General features: G+C 62.6%; 16 protein-coding genes. 12 read left to right on the plus strand and 4 right to left on the minus strand.

Going from position 1 to position 15,056, the window contains the following annotated elements; translation table 11 throughout:
- Positions 1 to 50 precede the first annotated feature (50 nt).
- The gene (locus ACNAOT_RS07950) at positions 51 to 533 is read left to right on the plus strand and encodes a nucleoside deaminase (protein WP_420180657.1); all 483 of its coding nucleotides are present in this window, start codon (positions 51 to 53) and stop codon (positions 531 to 533) included.
- A 24-nt stretch (positions 534 to 557) separates the two neighbouring features.
- Here ACNAOT_RS07950 and ACNAOT_RS07955 read toward each other — a convergent pair whose 3' ends face one another.
- On the minus strand, positions 558 to 1,712 hold the full coding sequence (locus ACNAOT_RS07955; protein ID WP_420180658.1) for a pyridoxal phosphate-dependent aminotransferase: 1,155 nt from the start codon (positions 1,710 to 1,712) through the stop codon (positions 558 to 560).
- A 34-nt stretch (positions 1,713 to 1,746) separates the two neighbouring features.
- On the opposite strand from ACNAOT_RS07955, the gene truB reads away from it, so the two are divergent.
- The 8 genes from truB to ACNAOT_RS07995 all read left to right on the plus strand — a co-directional run bounded on the left by truB (position 1,747) and on the right by ACNAOT_RS07995 (position 9,453).
- Positions 1,747 to 2,670: a tRNA pseudouridine(55) synthase TruB gene (gene truB, locus ACNAOT_RS07960; RefSeq protein WP_420180659.1), complete on the plus strand. Its 924-nt coding sequence runs from the start codon at positions 1,747 to 1,749 to the stop codon at positions 2,668 to 2,670.
- Between the two features lie 2 nt (positions 2,671 to 2,672).
- On the plus strand, positions 2,673 to 3,026 hold the full coding sequence (locus ACNAOT_RS07965; protein ID WP_091466448.1) for a hypothetical protein: 354 nt from the start codon (positions 2,673 to 2,675) through the stop codon (positions 3,024 to 3,026).
- A gap of 2 nt (positions 3,027 to 3,028) precedes the next feature.
- Positions 3,029 to 3,481, plus strand: coding sequence for a hypothetical protein (locus ACNAOT_RS07970; RefSeq protein WP_420180660.1), 453 nt, complete (start codon positions 3,029 to 3,031; stop codon positions 3,479 to 3,481).
- Positions 3,482 to 3,571: 90 nt separating this feature from the next.
- The gene (locus ACNAOT_RS07975) at positions 3,572 to 4,555 is read left to right on the plus strand and encodes a bifunctional riboflavin kinase/FAD synthetase (RefSeq protein ID WP_420180661.1); all 984 of its coding nucleotides are present in this window, start codon (positions 3,572 to 3,574) and stop codon (positions 4,553 to 4,555) included.
- 159 nt (positions 4,556 to 4,714) lie between these two features.
- Positions 4,715 to 4,984, plus strand: a complete 270-nt coding sequence (rpsO, locus tag ACNAOT_RS07980) for a 30S ribosomal protein S15 (protein WP_017198030.1) — start codon at positions 4,715 to 4,717, stop codon at positions 4,982 to 4,984.
- 239 nt (positions 4,985 to 5,223) lie between these two features.
- On the plus strand, positions 5,224 to 7,476 hold the full coding sequence (locus ACNAOT_RS07985) for a polyribonucleotide nucleotidyltransferase (protein ID WP_017198029.1): 2,253 nt from the start codon (positions 5,224 to 5,226) through the stop codon (positions 7,474 to 7,476).
- An 81-nt stretch (positions 7,477 to 7,557) separates the two neighbouring features.
- Positions 7,558 to 8,901 carry a M16 family metallopeptidase gene (locus ACNAOT_RS07990; RefSeq protein WP_420180662.1) on the plus strand — a complete coding sequence of 448 codons (1,344 nt, stop codon included), beginning with the start codon at positions 7,558 to 7,560 and terminating at the stop codon, positions 8,899 to 8,901.
- Between the two features lie 90 nt (positions 8,902 to 8,991).
- The gene (locus tag ACNAOT_RS07995; protein ID WP_420180663.1) at positions 8,992 to 9,453 is read left to right on the plus strand and encodes a DUF1579 family protein; all 462 of its coding nucleotides are present in this window, start codon (positions 8,992 to 8,994) and stop codon (positions 9,451 to 9,453) included.
- A 17-nt stretch (positions 9,454 to 9,470) separates the two neighbouring features.
- Here the strand turns inward: ACNAOT_RS07995 and ACNAOT_RS08000 are convergent, their stop codons facing one another.
- The 3 genes from ACNAOT_RS08000 to moaA form a co-directional block, all read right to left on the minus strand.
- Positions 9,471 to 9,764 carry a hypothetical protein gene (locus tag ACNAOT_RS08000; RefSeq protein ID WP_420180664.1) on the minus strand — a complete coding sequence of 98 codons (294 nt, stop codon included), beginning with the start codon at positions 9,762 to 9,764 and terminating at the stop codon, positions 9,471 to 9,473.
- 103 nt (positions 9,765 to 9,867) lie between these two features.
- The gene (locus tag ACNAOT_RS08005) at positions 9,868 to 10,134 is read right to left on the minus strand and encodes a MoaD/ThiS family protein (protein WP_017198026.1); all 267 of its coding nucleotides are present in this window, start codon (positions 10,132 to 10,134) and stop codon (positions 9,868 to 9,870) included.
- 4 nt (positions 10,135 to 10,138) lie between these two features.
- Positions 10,139 to 11,278, minus strand: coding sequence for a GTP 3',8-cyclase MoaA (moaA, locus tag ACNAOT_RS08010; RefSeq protein ID WP_178996327.1), 1,140 nt, complete (start codon positions 11,276 to 11,278; stop codon positions 10,139 to 10,141).
- Between the two features lie 134 nt (positions 11,279 to 11,412).
- Here moaA and ACNAOT_RS08015 point away from each other — a divergent pair, with 134 nt between their 5' ends.
- From ACNAOT_RS08015 to ACNAOT_RS08025, 3 genes are read left to right on the plus strand one after another with little or no spacing between them, the layout of a single operon-like run.
- Positions 11,413 to 12,183, plus strand: a complete 771-nt coding sequence (locus tag ACNAOT_RS08015; protein WP_420180665.1) for a response regulator transcription factor — start codon at positions 11,413 to 11,415, stop codon at positions 12,181 to 12,183.
- On the plus strand, positions 12,170 to 13,432 hold the full coding sequence (locus ACNAOT_RS08020; RefSeq protein ID WP_420180666.1) for a sensor histidine kinase: 1,263 nt from the start codon (positions 12,170 to 12,172) through the stop codon (positions 13,430 to 13,432). The genes ACNAOT_RS08015 and ACNAOT_RS08020 overlap by 14 nt, the downstream gene beginning before the upstream one ends.
- On the plus strand, positions 13,429 to 15,009 hold the full coding sequence (locus ACNAOT_RS08025) for a molybdopterin-dependent oxidoreductase (protein WP_420180667.1): 1,581 nt from the start codon (positions 13,429 to 13,431) through the stop codon (positions 15,007 to 15,009). Before ACNAOT_RS08020 ends, ACNAOT_RS08025 begins: the two co-directional genes overlap by 4 nt.
- Positions 15,010 to 15,056 lie beyond the last annotated feature (47 nt).

Genomic DNA, 15,056 nt, shown 5'->3' on the forward strand with positions numbered 1-15,056 from the left:
AAGCCTTCTTAGGGGCATTTGCTGTACTCAAACTCGCTATGATCGGGAGCATGTCGCCGCACAGTGCTCAGCAACGTGATGAATACCTGAACCTGGCCATCAAGCTGGCCGTGCAAAACGTTTCCGACGGCGGCGGCCCTTTCGGCGCCGTCGTGGTCGCCCCGGACGGAACCGTCCATGAGGGAGTCAACCGGGTCACGCGGGACCACGATCCCACAGCACATGCCGAAGTGGTGGCAATCCGCCGTGCCGCAGCTGCGACCAAGAGGTTCGACCTCACGGGATCCGTTCTCTACGCAAGCTGTGAACCATGCCCGCTGTGCCTATCCGCCACGCTCTGGGCCAGGATCGGACATGTCTATTTCGCGGCAGACCGGCACGGCGCGGCCAGGGCGGGCTTCGACGACGCTGTGTTCTACGAGTACTTCGCAGGCACCAGGCCGGAGCTGCTGCCCGTGGAACATGCCGAGTTGGCCGCTTCAGATGAACCCTTCGAGGCATGGCGGAGCCACGCGCACAGGACGAGCTACTGAGCCCGATACTGAGAAACAGCGCGACTAGACCTTGGCTGGGAGGCGGCTGACGCCGTCGAGCAGGTCTTGTTGACCGCCACAAAGGGCGATCCTGATCCAGCCCTCGCCGATCGAGCCGAATGCCGTACCGGGAGCGAAGGACACTCCGGACTCAGCCAGGAAGGCCCGCACCCAGGCCCTGACATCCCCGCCGCTCAGATGCGAGACGTCGGCCCAAAGGTAGAACGCCCCTTGGGCGCCCAGGAACGGAATTCCCTTCTTCGCCAAAACAGCTGAGGCTGCGTCCCGGTTACTCCGGTAGTGATCGCGAGCCTGGGAAACATAGTCCTGGGGTCCTGTCAGCGCGGCCAAGGCGGCGTACTGCGAAGGAGACGCGACGCAGGACACGATTGACTCCATAACGTTGTTCATCTTCGGCTCCAACCCGGGCGGGCAGATCAACGCTCCAATCCGAAGGCCTGTTAGCCCGTAGGTCTTGGACAGTGTCAGGGAAGTGAAGACCCGGGCTTCTCCGGGGATGTCGCTGTCGAAGCGCACAGGGCTGACATGGGGGACATCGAACGTGAAGGCTTCATAGCACTCGTCGGAGATGATCCAAAGGTCATGGCGAACGGCAAGCTCCACCAGTTGGCGCGTGGATTCTTCGCTGAACACGGCGCCCAAGGGATTGGACGGGGAGTTCAACATAAGGACCCGGGTGCTTGGCGTGATGAGGGCCTCGATGTCCTCAATGCGCGGCTGGAAGTCGTTCTGCGGGTATAGCGGATACTGCACCGGCACGGCGTGCAGCAACCTGCTGGTCATGGCGAAGGTGGGGTAGCCGGGGTTGGGGATGAGAATCTCATCGCCGGGGGAGAGGAGGAGGCTCATGGCGAAGTGCAGTCCCTGTTGGGCGCCGTCCACTACGTACACACGATCCGCGCCGATATCCACGTTTTGCTGTTCCCGGAAGCGGGCGGCAAAGGCTTCACGGAGGGCGGGGATCCCGGCGTTGGGTGTGTAGTTGGTCTCATCCCGATCCAGGCAGTCAATGCCGGCGTCGAGGATGTGCCGGGGTAAGGCAAAGCCCGGCTCCCCGATGCTGAGGACGATTGCGCCGGGGGTGGACCACGCAGCTTCGGTGATCTCACGGATCTGGTTCACGGGGACGTCGCGGACATGCGCGGCAAGCTCAGGCATGGGAGCCATCCTAGCCACCCATATACTGGTAAGCGTGCTTTCTGGACTGGTAATCGTTGACAAACCGCAGGGATGGACCAGCCATGATGTGGTTGGCCGGATGCGGCGGCTGGCCGGCACCCGGAAAGTGGGCCATGCGGGCACGCTTGATCCCATGGCGACCGGCGTCCTGGTGCTCGGCATCAACAAGGCCACGCGCCTGCTGACCTACATTGTGGGCACGTCCAAGACGTACACCGCCACTATCAGGCTGGGCGAAACCACCATCACCGACGACGCCGAGGGCGAGGTCACGGAGGCCCGCACCGCAGCGGACATTACTGATGACGCCGTTGCCGTCGGGGTTGCCGCGCTCACCGGGCCCATCCAGCAGGTTCCCAGTAGCGTCAGCGCCATCAAGGTCAATGGCGAACGCTCCTACGCCCGTGTCCGCTCGGGCGAAGAGGTCAAGCTCGCGGCTCGCCCGGTCACCATCCACCGCTTCGATGTCCACTCCATCACCAGGATCGACGGCGGCAGGGTAGTTGACGTCGACGTCACCGTTGAGTGTTCTTCCGGCACGTACATCAGGGCGTTGGCCCGGGACCTCGGCAACGCCCTGGGCGTCGGTGGGCACCTCACAGCCCTGCGCAGGACCCAGGTTGGCCCGTACTCCCTCGATCAAGCGCGCACGCTCGAGGAGCTGGCAGAAGAGCTCGAGGTTTTGGAGATGTCCTTGGCAGCACGCTCGCTGATGCCCAACCGGGAGTTGAGCGAGGAAGAAACCACCGAGATATCTTTTGGCCGCCGCATCGCTGCCGGACCGGGAGCAGGAACGCCGGACGCTGCCACGGCCGATAAGCCTGCCGCCGCGTTCGCGCCGTCGGGGGAGCTCGTGGCATTGCTGGCAGACACGGGCAGCTTCGCTAAACCCGTGCTGGTCTTTGCTCCGGGAACTGGAACAGGGCAGGCAAAATAGGCATGGACGGATACTTCTACGCCATCCTCATCGTTGGACTGGTGTCCACGATCATGTGCGTCGTGGCCGGCTTGATGAAGAAAGCCCCGAATGACCCCACCATCTTTTCCGTGCTCGCCGTCGAGCTTGTACTCGTCGTGTATTTGGTGGGCTCGATCGTCCGTGTTGCCATGGGTGAGCAGATGGCCGGTGAAGCATGGGAGTTCTGGGGCTACCTCATTGTTGCCCTGATGATTCCTCTGGGGGCCGTCTATTGGGCCATCCTTGAACGAACCCGCTGGAGCAACTTCGTCCTTGCGGCGGTGGGCATAACCGCATTGGTGATGGCTGCCCGCATGAACCAGATCTGGTACTGACCATGAAGGAAGAACACAACGTGACTGGAACCGAGACCAATCCGGCGAACCGGCAGGCCGGGCAGAAGGACACCCGGAACACAGGACCCGGACGCTTGCTGATCGCGGTCTACGCCGTGTTCGCGTTGTCCGCGACGGCACGTGCCGGCTACCAGATCGCCACCAAATTCGCCGAAGCTCCGTTGGCGCACATCCTGTCGGCGTTCGCCGCCGTCGTTTACATTGTGGCCACCATCTCGCTCGCAAAGCCGGGCCGTACCTGGTTCAAGGTTTCCTTGGCGGCCGTGCTCACTGAGCTCGTGGGGGTGCTGGTGGTTGGCGCGATCAGCCTCTTTGATCCTGTTGCTTTCCCGCATGACACTGTGTGGTCCCTCTTTGGCCGCGGTTATGGCTTTGTCCCGCTCGTCCTGCCGGTCCTTGGCCTTCTATGGCTCAACAAACGCCGGCCGTCCTGAGTCAAACACCCTAGCGGGTAACCTTAGAATGTTCCGGCGCCGGGAGGTTGCCGGGGCGGAACGAACATCTGCAGTAAAAAGGCGAGGTTGATGGTCCACATCTGGAACGATCCCACCGAAGTCCCCAAGGACTTCGGACCTACTGTCGTTACCATCGGGAACTTTGACGGCGTCCATCGTGGCCACCAGCACGTTCTGTCGCAGTTGACCGACAAGGCAAAGCGGCACAACATTCCCTCGGTTGCCGTGACGTTTGATCCCCACCCCGCCCAGGTCCACAGGCCGGATTCTGCTCCGGAGCTCATCATGGGGCTTCAGGACAAACTTGAGGCCCTCGGCGATACCGGCGTGGATGCTGTCCTGGTGATGAAGTACACCTTGGACCTCGCTGCGATGACCCCGCTGGAGTTTGTCCGGGAGGTACTTCTCGACGGACTTCACGCCGCACACCTCGTTGTAGGGCACGACCTCCGCTTCGGTGCCGGCAATGCCGGCGACGTAGTCACCATGCAGGAGCTGGGTGATCAACTCGGTTTCGGGGTGCAGGTTGTCAACGAATACGGCGCGGGAGGCTTTCCGGTCCACGACGACGGCGATACCGACCGCCGCTGTTCCTCCACTTGGGTGAGGGAGGCCTTGTCCGAAGGAGACGTGGTTACTGCTGCCGCAATACTGGGCCGGCCCCACCGCATGCGCGGGGAAGTGGTGCACGGTGCTGCCCGCGGCCGGGATCTTGGTTTCCCGACTGCCAACCTTTCCCATGATTCCACCGGTTATGTCCCGGCGGACGGCATCTATGCGGGGTGGCTGATCGACCAGGCCGGCACGCGCTGGCCCGCCGCCATCTCCGTTGGCTCCAACCCCACGTTCGATGGCGTCAGTCGACAAGTTGAGGCACACGTGATTGACCGTCCTGAAGAGAACGTTGAAGACTTTGACCTCTACGGGCAGACCGTTGCAGTCGAATTCACGCAGCGCCTCCGGGGCATGGTGGCCTACCGGGGGCCGGCAGCGTTGGTCGAACAAATGTGCCTGGACGTAGCCCAGGCCCATGAGCTGTTGACCCGGCAGTAGGGGCATTTCGACAACACCGCTGACGTGCCGGTAAACTGATGAGTGGATCCGGCTGCAGTCCGTGGCGGCTGGACCTGTTTTTGTGTGCGGCAACGTACCAAGGACAACCCGTCAGCGAGGCGCTGCACCGGGAGGCACGGCACAACTCTAGGAGTTCACGTGGCACTTGACGCCGCTGTAAAGCAGTCCATCATCAAGGAATACGCAACCTCTGAAGGCGACACCGGTTCGCCTGAGGTTCAGGTTGCAGTCCTGACTCAGCGGATCAAGGATCTGACTGAGCACATGAAGGAGCACAAGCACGACTTCCACACTCAGCGCGGTCTGCTGGCCATGGTTGGTCGTCGCAAGCGCATGCTTTCCTACCTGAAGAACACTGACATCGCCCGCTACCGTGCGCTCATCGAGCGTCTCGGCCTGCGCCGCTAGTCTGCCTTTAGGGGCGGCCCGCTCCTTATCGGAACGGGCCGCCTTCTTTACCAACAACTAAAAACAGGAATCAACCGCATCGCGCATTCGCGGTCCTCGGTAGTGATTCCCGGGAAGCCATCTGTGACGATGAGCCCGTGGATCTCGATCGATGACCGGGTGTCGTACAGGCCAGGAATAAAGAAGAGGCCTGGGTTGATGCGGCGGACTTCCGCTAACAGAAACGGAGGTGACTCTCTATGGAGGGTCCCGAAATCCAGTTCTCCGAAGCCATTATCGACAACGGACGTTTCGGCAAGCGAGTTATTCGCTTCGAAACCGGCCGCCTTGCCAAGCAGGCAGCCGGCGCCTCGATGGTCTACATCGACGAAGACACCGCACTGCTCTCGGCAACCACCGCGGGCAAGCAGCCGCGCGAAGGTTTCGACTTCTTCCCGCTGACGGTTGATGTCGAAGAGCGCATGTACGCTGCCGGCCGTATCCCGGGTTCGTTCTTCCGCCGCGAAGGCCGCCCCTCCACGGAAGCCATCCTGGCTTGCCGCCTGATGGACCGCCCGCTGCGCCCCGCCTTCGTGAAGGGCCTGCGCAACGAGGTTCAGATCGTGGTTACAGTTCTGGCCATCAACCCGGATGAGCTCTACGACGTCGTCGCCATCAACGCGTCCTCGATGTCCACGCAGCTTTCCGGTCTCCCGTTCTCCGGCCCGATCGGTGGCGTCCGCGTCGCCCTCATCGCCGACGAACAGGGTTCACAGTGGGTCGCCTTCCCCAAGCACTCCCAGCTTGAGAACGCCGTGTTCAACATGGTTGTTGCCGGCCGTATCGCCGGTGACGACGTCGCCATCATGATGGTGGAGGCCGAAGCCACGGACAACTCCTGGAACCTCATCAAGGAACAGGGCGCAACCGCTCCTACCGAAGAGGTTGTTTCCGAGGGCCTGGAGGCTGCCAAGCCGTTCATCAAGGCACTCTGCGAAGCACAGGCAGACCTGGCAGCCCGCGCTGCCAAGCCCACGGTTGAGTTCCCTGTCTTCCTGGACTACCAGGACGATGTCTACGCCGCTGTTGAAGCCGCTGCCGCTGACAAGCTGGCTGCTGTCTTCCAGATCGCTGACAAGCAGGACCGCGACAACGCCTCCGACGAGCTCAAGGATGAGGTCCTTGGCTCACTTGCCGGCCAGTTCGAAGGCCGCGAGAAGGAACTGTCCGCAGCTTTCCGCTCGGTCACCAAGCACGTTGTGCGCCAGCGCATCCTCAAGGACCAGGTCCGCATCGACGGCCGTGGCCTGACGGACATCCGCCAGCTGACCGCCGAGGTAGAGGTTCTGCCCCGCGTTCACGGTTCCGCGATCTTCGAGCGCGGCGAAACCCAGATCATGGGCGTCACCACGCTGAACATGCTCAAGATGGAGCAGCAGATCGACTCGTTGTCGCCGGTAACGCGCAAGCGCTACATGCACAACTACAACTTCCCGCCGTACTCCACCGGTGAAACCGGCCGCGTCGGTTCCCCGAAGCGCCGCGAAATCGGCCACGGTGCCCTCGCTGAGCGCGCCCTGGTACCGGTTCTGCCTACCCGTGAAGAGTTCCCGTACGCCATCCGCCAGGTATCCGAGGCCCTCGGTTCCAACGGTTCGACGTCCATGGGTTCGGTCTGTGCTTCGACGCTCTCCATGCTCAACGCAGGTGTGCCGCTGAAGGCAGCTGTTGCCGGTATCGCCATGGGCCTGGTTTCCGACCAGGTTGACGGCCAGACCCGCTACGCAGCCCTGACCGACATCCTCGGCGCCGAAGACGCATTCGGTGACATGGACTTCAAGGTTGCCGGTACGTCCGAGTTCGTCACGGCCATCCAGCTGGACACCAAGCTCGACGGCATTCCCGCTTCCGTGCTGGCAGCAGCACTGAAGCAGGCCCGCGAAGCCCGCCTCCACATCCTCGAGGTCATCAACGCAGCGATCGACACCCCGGACGAGCTCTCCGAGTTCGCGCCGCGCGTCATCGCCGTCAAGATCCCCGTGGACAAGATCGGCGAGGTCATCGGCCCCAAGGGCAAGATGATCAACCAGATCCAGGAAGACACGGGCGCGGACATCTCCATCGAAGATGACGGCACGGTCTACATTGGCGCCACCAACGGTCCGTCTGCAGATGCAGCCCGTTCCGCCATCAACGCCATCGCCAACCCGCAGGTGCCGGAAATCGGTGAGCGCTACTTGGGTACGGTCGTCAAGACCACCACGTTCGGTGCTTTCGTTTCCCTCACCCCGGGCAAGGACGGCCTGCTGCACATCTCCGAGCTCCGCAAGCTGGCCAATGGCAAGCGCGTGGACAACGTTGATGACGTCGTCTCCGTTGGCCAGAAGGTCCAGGTCGAGATCACCAAGATCGACGACCGCGGAAAGCTGTCCCTCTCCCCGGTAGTTGCCGAGGAAGAAGGAGCAGCCTCCGAGGACGCTCCGGCCGAGGCCGCTGAAGAGTCCGCAGAGTAGTCTGTAAGCATTACACCCGGCAGGGCCGGTGGGCTTGAAAAAGCTCCACCGGCCCTTCCGGCCTTAACCTGAAAGGCCTTAATGACTGTCGTACCCTTGCCGCTGGAGCAAACCCTTCCCGGCGGCGAACTGATCCATGGTGCCGAGGGCGGTTCCGTCGTACGGCGCTCCGTCCTCCCCGGCGGCGTGCGCGTCCTGACCGAGGCAATGCCCGGTCAGCGTTCGGCCACCATCGGGTTCTGGGTGGCAGTGGGTTCACGCGATGAAGCTGACGGCCAGCACGGTTCCACACACTTCCTTGAGCACCTGCTGTTCAAGGGCACCAAGAGGCGCACAGCCCTGGAGATCGCTTCCGCCTTTGACGAGGTAGGAGGCGAATCCAATGCGGCCACCGCCAAGGAAAGCACCTGCTACTTCGCCCGGGTCTTGGATACGGACCTTCCCATGGCCATTGATGTCATCGCTGACATGATCACCGGTGCGGTGCTCGATCCTGCGGAATTGGAGCAGGAACGCGACGTCATCCTTGAGGAAATCGCCATGGACAGCGATGACCCCACGGATGTAGCCCACGAGAAATTCGTAGCGGCCGTCCTCGGCAATCACCCGCTGGCGCGGCCAATCGGTGGAACCCCGGATGCCATCAAAGCCGTGGCAAGGGACTCAGTCTGGGCGCACTATCAGCGTTACTACCGCCCGGAGGAACTGGTCATCACCGCGGCCGGCGGCCTCGATCATGACGTCGTCTGCCAGCTTGTCCTTGATGCCCTCAAGGCTGCCGGGTGGAACCTTGATGATGGTGCTGCGCCTGTAGAGCGCCGGGGTACTGACCGGGCAGTCATCACAGGTACATCAGGGCTGCACGTGGTGAAGCGTCCCGTGGAGCAGGCCAACATCATCGTGGGTTGCCCCACGATCGTTGCCACGGATGACCGCCGTTTTGTCATGAGCGTACTGAACGCCGTTTTGGGTGGTGGCATGTCCTCCCGCCTGTTCCAGGAAATTCGGGAAAAGCGTGGCCTGGTGTACTCCACGTACTCGTTCACGGCAGCGTATGCGGACGCCGGATACTTCGGTATGTACGCCGGTTGCACGCCTTCCAAGGTTCGCCAGGTATTGGAACTCCTGGGCCTCGAGCTGGATAAGCTCGCCAAGGAAGGCATCACGGACGAAGAGCTTCGGAAGGCTGTAGGTCAGCTCAGCGGCGGGATTGTCCTCGCGCTCGAGGACACCGGTTCGCGAATGTCGCGGCTTGGCCGGGCGGAACTGGTGTCCGGTGAGTTCCAGGACATTGACGAGACCCTCGGCCGCATCAAAGCCGTCACGGTGGAGGACGTTCAGGAACTTGCCCGCGAACTCGCAGCGGCGCCCCGCACCATCACCGTGGTTGGTCCCTTCGAAGAAACCGAGACCTTCGGACTTTAGTAGATTCCGTCCGGAATCTCTGGACTCGCGCATTGTAAACAGGGCAGCATGATCACACGATGATGCTGCCCTGACTACATTGGAGACCTGATGGATCTGCCCTCAAGCGGCCATGCTGCGGAGATGCTGCGGGACTTCATCGGTCACTGGCGGGGCATTACGGAGATTGCTGCGTCACCGTGGGGAACAGCGCGGACAGCTGAGGCCGAAGCGGTATTCACCAAGGCCGCCGGCGGCTATGCCGTGGTCCAGAGCTACAGGCACCGCGAAGCCGACGGCACGCACTTCGAAGGCCACGGCATGTTCAAGGTTGACCGGGACCACGGCGACACTCTGTGGTATTACGTGGACAGCATGGGACGGCCGCCAGCCAGCCCGGTCCGCGGGACATGGCACGCAGGAACGCTGACCCTGGACCGGAGAACGGCCGACGGCGTAGCCAGGCATACGTTCCGCGTCGAAGACGGCGTATTGGTGCACACCGCTGACTTGAGGCTCGAAGGAACAGCCGAGTTCAGCCCGTTGTTGAAAAGTGTGTTCCGGAAGGCATGATCTGGCGGTAATCCGGGTTAATAGCTTCCGGTGTAAACCGTTTCCATGATGCGCGTCTTCGGATCGCCGATGAGGGCGGGGGCGCGTTCAGTCGAATTCCATACGGTGGACTGTAAGCGTACAAGCATGTCCTCGGCTTTTTCGAACGTGTCGAAGTCCAGTTCCACAACAACCACCCCGGAGTCTTCCGCTGGCCTGCTGACACGGAACTGTTGAACACCGGAACCGGCCCTGTCCAGAGGATCGCGGTCGAAGGCTGCCTTCCACATGTCAAAATCTTTGATGCCGTGCTCAATCTGGAGCGTGTACATGGCGTTCCTTCCCGGACGTTGCCTGATGACGCTTCCAGAGTAGGACTGCGCTGCGGGAGAAGATATGCCCGGGCCGTCTTTGGTGGGTGGGCCTGTACTTGGCCTAGCCCCCGGCGAAGGGGGGCAGGACGTCAATGATATCGTCGCTTCCCAGGGGAGCCGCACGATCCCGGACAGCCACCTCGTTGCGGAGAAAACTGCTGCGCGCCACGATCCTGGCCAGCGGAGGGGTGCCTTCGGGAGGCAGTGGACGTTCGACGGCGAGCGCAGCTTCCAGCAGCGCCTCCAGGCTGGTGCCTTCCGGGAGGACGTGAAGTTCTTCTTCCACACCGGCGGCCGCGCGTGCGGCAGCGAAGTAACGGACAAGCAAGGGTTTAGCCTCCGATTGCGCTCATGCTGCGGTCCGGCTGGACGAAGTCCGCTGCGCCGAGACCTGTGTGATCCATGCCGTGGGCTTTGGGTTTGACCCACATGGCGTCCTGCCACCGCGATGCCAGTTGGTCATCCGTGGCGCCCCCACGGAGGAGGCCCAGGAGATCGAATTCTTCGCGGGAGAAAAGGCAGCTCATGATCTTGCCCTCAGCAGTGATCCGGGTACGGCGGCAGTCGGAACAGAACGGCTCAGTGACGGAGGCGATGATGCCCACTGTACCGAGGACCGGACCCGTAGCCACGCCCGTTGCCGTGTCCCGGCGTCGTACTTCAAAGCGCTCGGCTGGCGCGCCATCCCGCTCACGGGGGTCGTTGTCCAGCACGAAGTCGCGGGAAAGCAGTTCACGAATCTCGGCGGCCGTGATCATGTTGCGCCGGGTCCACCCGTGGTCGGCGTCCAGCGGCATCTGCTCGATGAAGCGAAGCTCGTAGCCGCGGCCCAAAGCCCATGCCAGGAGGTCCGGTGACTCCGCGTCATTGATCCCGCGCATCAGCACAGCATTCAGTTTCACCGGGCCCAACCCGGCTGCCCAGGCGGCGTCTACGCCGGCCAGGACGCGGTCCAGGAAGGGGCGTCGGGTGAGTTTGGTAAATGTCTCTTCATGGAGGGAGTCGAGCGAGACATTGATCCGGGTGAGGCCCGCCGCTTTCAACGCAGCGGCCTTCTTATCCAGTCCTACACCGTTGGTGGTCATGGAAATGGGGAGGTCCGGGTGGTCGTTCCGGATGCCGGCAATAATGTCCACCAAGTCAGCGCGGACCAACGGCTCACCGCCGGTGAGCCGGAGCTCCCGAACGCCCAGGGCATTGACGCCCACGCGGACAATGCGGACGATTTCGTCCCTGGTCATCACGGCTTGTTTCGAAAGCCATTCAAGCCCCTCGGCAGGCATGCAGTAGGTACAGCGCAGATTGCACTTGTCCGTCAGGGACAGGCGCATATCCGTCGCTCGCCGACCATAGCGGTCCCACAGCCCGGCGGGCGTACCTGCGGGACGTGGGGGCGGAACTGCCACGCCGCTTTCCGTGCTGCCCACAGCACCGCCCGAAGGGGGTACCGGCATGCCCAGCTGAACACTCATAAATTCAGGCTACGCCACCGCGGCTGGATCAGTGACACCCATTACAGTCATTGAGTTCTTACGGATTCCATACACTTGTGCCCTCAGGGCCCGGATCGGGTGCTGCGCAACGTCCGCAAACCTATGCTGAAAGCGTGACCACTAATACGGCATCATCAGCGGAGCCCGGGAATCGTCGCATCCTCCTGGTGGAGGATGAACAGACCATAGCCGACGTTGTCCGCGATTACCTGCTCAAAGCAGGATTCCAAGTGGACATGGCGGGGGACGGCTTCACCGCCCTCAAGCTGGCAGCCTCGCGACAACCTGATCTAGTGATCCTGGACCGGATGCTGCCGGGACTGGACGGTGTTGAGGTGTGTCGCCGACTCCGCCAAAGCATGAGCGTGCCCGTCATCATGGTCACGGCACTGGGAACCGAGGACGACCGGATTCTGGGCTTGGAGATGGGAGCTGACGACTACGTCACCAAGCCCTTCTCTCCCCGGGAGCTGGTCCTTCGGGTGAAGTCGGTATTACGCCGGAGCATCAAGGAATTCGCGCCGGAACCGCGGGTTGAAGCCGCAGGTCTCGAGCTCGATCCCGCTTCCCGGACAGTCACGCATGGTGGAGTTCCCCTGGCACTGACCGTCCGCGAGTTCGACCTGCTGGCTTTTTTGATGCGAAGGCCCCACCAGGTCTTCAGCCGGGAAGAACTGATCAAGGCCGTGTGGGGATGGGACTTCGGCGATTTGTCCACGGTCACGGTCCACGTCCGGCGCCTGCGGGAGAAGATCGAAGCCAACCCCACCAAACCCGAGCTGCTGAAAACCGTATGGGGCGTCGGCTACCGCTTCGACGGCAAGCGGTATGCCGCCGGGCCTGAGAGCCTGGACGATAAAGAAGGTGAGCATGGAGGGCAGTGAGCTGTGGACCATCCTCGCATGGGTCCTGTTCTGGGCCCTGCTCATCGGGGCCACCACATGGGTGCTCCTCCGGCTGCTTCGCCGGGCCTCGGTACTCACCCAGATCTGCTTGGTGGTTGTGGCTACTGTCGCCGTGCTGGTGGCGGGCATGGTCAGTGCTTTCAATGCGATGTTTATTTCCGCGAGGGACCTCGAAGTCATGTGGTACATCCTGGCCACTGCCTCGGCGGTTGCCGTTGCACTGTCCCTGATGCTGGGTGCCGGTGTCTCCAGGAACGCTGCCCACTTGGTTGACGCCGCCCGGCGACTGGGCCGAGGCGAAACCCTGGAACACACAGCGGGCCAGGGGCGGGGGAGCGCTCCGGCCATGACGTCCGAACTCGCAGAACTGGCCAAGGAACTTGAGGCCAGCAGCCGTAGCCTGGCCGAGTCCCGGGAACGCGAAGCCGCCCTGGAGACTGCGCGACGCGAGCTTGTGTCGTGGATTTCCCATGACCTCCGAACACCCCTGGCCAGCATGCGCGCCATGACCGAAGCCCTCGAGGACGGCATGGCATCAGATGTGCAAGGTTATTACCGGAAGATCATCGGGCAGACCGAACAAATGACGGCCATGGTCAACGACCTCTCGGAACTGTCCAAGATCCAGGCCGGCACCCTCCGCCTGCGCGCTGAACCCTTGGACCTCTACGACCTCGTCAGCGATGCCCTTTCGGACCTGGCGCCGCTGGCCGCTAAACGCGGCATCAGGCTCGACGGCGGCGGGGAACGTGAGTGCATGGCCGTCGCCGACGGACCAAGCCTCGCCCGGGCAGTGCGGAACATACTCCTCAATGCCATCATCTACACCGAGCCAGGCAGCGACGTCCATATCAGTGTCGGACGGGACGGCGTCGGACGGGACGGCCCTGAAGGGAAGAACGCTGGAAATGCCGTTATCGCCGTCCAGGACCAATGCGGCGGCATCCCGGACGAGGACCTCCCGCACTTGTTCGAAACGGGCTGGCAGAAAGATCCCGCCCGCCGCACCAGCGAAGCATTACAGGGCAGCTACAGCGGGGCCGGCATCGGTCTCAGCATGGTGGCCGGCATCGTCAAAGCTCATGGCGGATCGGTCACAGTGGACAACGTCGAGGGTGGCTGTCGCTTTGCGTTGTCACTTCCGGCCGGGGCAACCCCACCCGGGTCTTCGATGCCTCCCGACCATCAACCCATCGCAATGGACAACCGCCTCGGAGGCACGATATGAGCACGCTCGCACCCGGTACCACCAAGCAGCGGCGCCTCACGGGTAAGCCTGCTCTGTGGGCTGCTGCCGCGGGTGTGGCTGCCGGCGCAGCCGGGATCGCTGCAGGCGAACTGACCGCCGGCCTCTTGAGCCCTTTGGTTTCGCCCGTCACGGCCCTTGGCGGAGCGGTAATCGACGCCGTGCCGCCAGGGGTCAAAGACTTGGCAGTGCAGTTATTCGGAACCGCAGACAAGATCGTGTTAGTAGCTTGCATCGTGGGCGTGGCAGGAATTCTTGCAGCGCTCGCCGGTATCTTGGAGCGTCGCCGCAATGGCTGGGGCCTGGCCCTCGCCGGACTGGCGGGTGTCGCAGGGCTGACTGCCGTCGTGACCCGGGCCCAGGCCAGTCCCCAGGCAGCGCTTGCGCCGATTGTTGCCGCGGTACTCACCATGGTGCTGCTGCGAAACCTCTTGCGTCGGCTGGCAACCTGGGCCCCGTCGGAAGAAACCCCCGGCCGTGAGGAAGCGCCACTGGCTCGGCGGAGCTTCCTGAACGCCTTGGCTGGAACTTCCCTTGCCGCCGTCGTAGCCGGAACAGTGACCACCGTCCTTACCCGGGCCACAGAGGTGGCTTCAGGCTTCCGGGGCTCCATGACGCTCCCGGAACCCGCCACACCGCTGCAAACCATCCCGGCCGGCGCGTCCCTGTCCGTGGATGGCATCAGCCCTTTGGTTACACCAAATGCCGATTTCTATAGGATCGACACAGCATTGACCGTCCCGGCCATCGACCCCCCTGCTTGGAAACTGAGGGTCACCGGAATGGTGGAACGCGAGGTTGAAATCGACTTTGCTACCCTCCTCGCCAAGCCCATGACAGAACGCCATGTCACTATCGCCTGCGTGTCCAACAACGTCGGTGGTGACCTCATCGGCAACGCCCTATGGCTGGGTTGGCCCGTGAGGGAACTATTGGCAATGGCAGGGCCCAAAGCCGGTGCTGACATGGTCCTGTCCACCAGTAACGACGGCTGGACGGCCAGCACTCCCTTGGAGGCCCTCACCGACGACCGTGATGCGCTCCTGGCCGTCGGCATGAACGGTGAACCACTTCCGCTGGAACATGGCTTCCCGGTGCGGATGATTGTGCCGGGACTCTATGGTTTTGTTTCTGCCACCAAATGGTTAACCGAACTGAAAGTCACACGTTTTTCCGACGACACCGCGTACTGGACGACTCGGGGTTGGAGCGATCACGGACCCATCAAGACGCAATCGCGCATCGATGTCCCCCGCAACGGCCGAAGCGTCCAAGCAGGCAGGGTCCAATTCGGCGGCGTGGCGTGGGCCCAGCACAGGGGCATCAACGGCGTAGAGCTTCGCGTCAATCGCGGACCATGGCAGCAGGCTACGCTGGCCGGCGCGATCTCCACCGACACTTGGTACCAGTGGCAATGCGGCATCGACCTGACGCCAGGTGAGTACGAAGTGCAGGTCCGGGCCACCGATTCCAAGGGTGAACCGCAAACTGAAGACAAGGCACCAGTAGCTCCCGATGGCGCCACGGGCTATCACACCATCAACGTCAAGGTGGGCTGAGGCCCTAGTCTGGGTACGTCCGGAGAATTTCCCGGAAGCCAGCGTGT

Origin of the sequence: Paenarthrobacter sp. TA1.8 (assembly GCF_048595705.1) — a bacterium.
Classification (GTDB): Bacteria; Actinomycetota; Actinomycetes; order Actinomycetales; family Micrococcaceae; genus Arthrobacter; species Arthrobacter nitroguajacolicus.

Bases quoted from the DNA above. Each gene is read 5' to 3' on its own strand.
- ACNAOT_RS07950 (WP_420180657.1), top strand. From the start codon at position 51: ATGTCGCCGCACAGTGCTCAGCAACGTGATGAATACCTGAACCTGGCC.
- ACNAOT_RS07955 (WP_420180658.1), bottom strand. From the start codon at position 1,712: ATGCCTGAGCTTGCCGCGCATGTCCGCGACGTCCCCGTGAACCAGATC.
- ACNAOT_RS07965 (WP_091466448.1), top strand. From the start codon at position 2,673: ATGGACGGATACTTCTACGCCATCCTCATCGTTGGACTGGTGTCCACG.
- ACNAOT_RS07970 (WP_420180660.1), top strand. From the start codon at position 3,029: ATGAAGGAAGAACACAACGTGACTGGAACCGAGACCAATCCGGCGAAC.
- ACNAOT_RS07975 (WP_420180661.1), top strand. From the start codon at position 3,572: ATGGTCCACATCTGGAACGATCCCACCGAAGTCCCCAAGGACTTCGGA.
- ACNAOT_RS07985 (WP_017198029.1), top strand. From the start codon at position 5,224: ATGGAGGGTCCCGAAATCCAGTTCTCCGAAGCCATTATCGACAACGGA.
- ACNAOT_RS07990 (WP_420180662.1), top strand. From the start codon at position 7,558: ATGACTGTCGTACCCTTGCCGCTGGAGCAAACCCTTCCCGGCGGCGAA.
- ACNAOT_RS07995 (WP_420180663.1), top strand. From the start codon at position 8,992: ATGGATCTGCCCTCAAGCGGCCATGCTGCGGAGATGCTGCGGGACTTC.
- ACNAOT_RS08000 (WP_420180664.1), bottom strand. From the start codon at position 9,764: ATGTACACGCTCCAGATTGAGCACGGCATCAAAGATTTTGACATGTGG.
- moaA (WP_178996327.1), bottom strand. From the start codon at position 11,278: ATGAGTGTTCAGCTGGGCATGCCGGTACCCCCTTCGGGCGGTGCTGTG.
- ACNAOT_RS08020 (WP_420180666.1), top strand. From the start codon at position 12,170: ATGGAGGGCAGTGAGCTGTGGACCATCCTCGCATGGGTCCTGTTCTGG.
- ACNAOT_RS08025 (WP_420180667.1), top strand. From the start codon at position 13,429: ATGAGCACGCTCGCACCCGGTACCACCAAGCAGCGGCGCCTCACGGGT.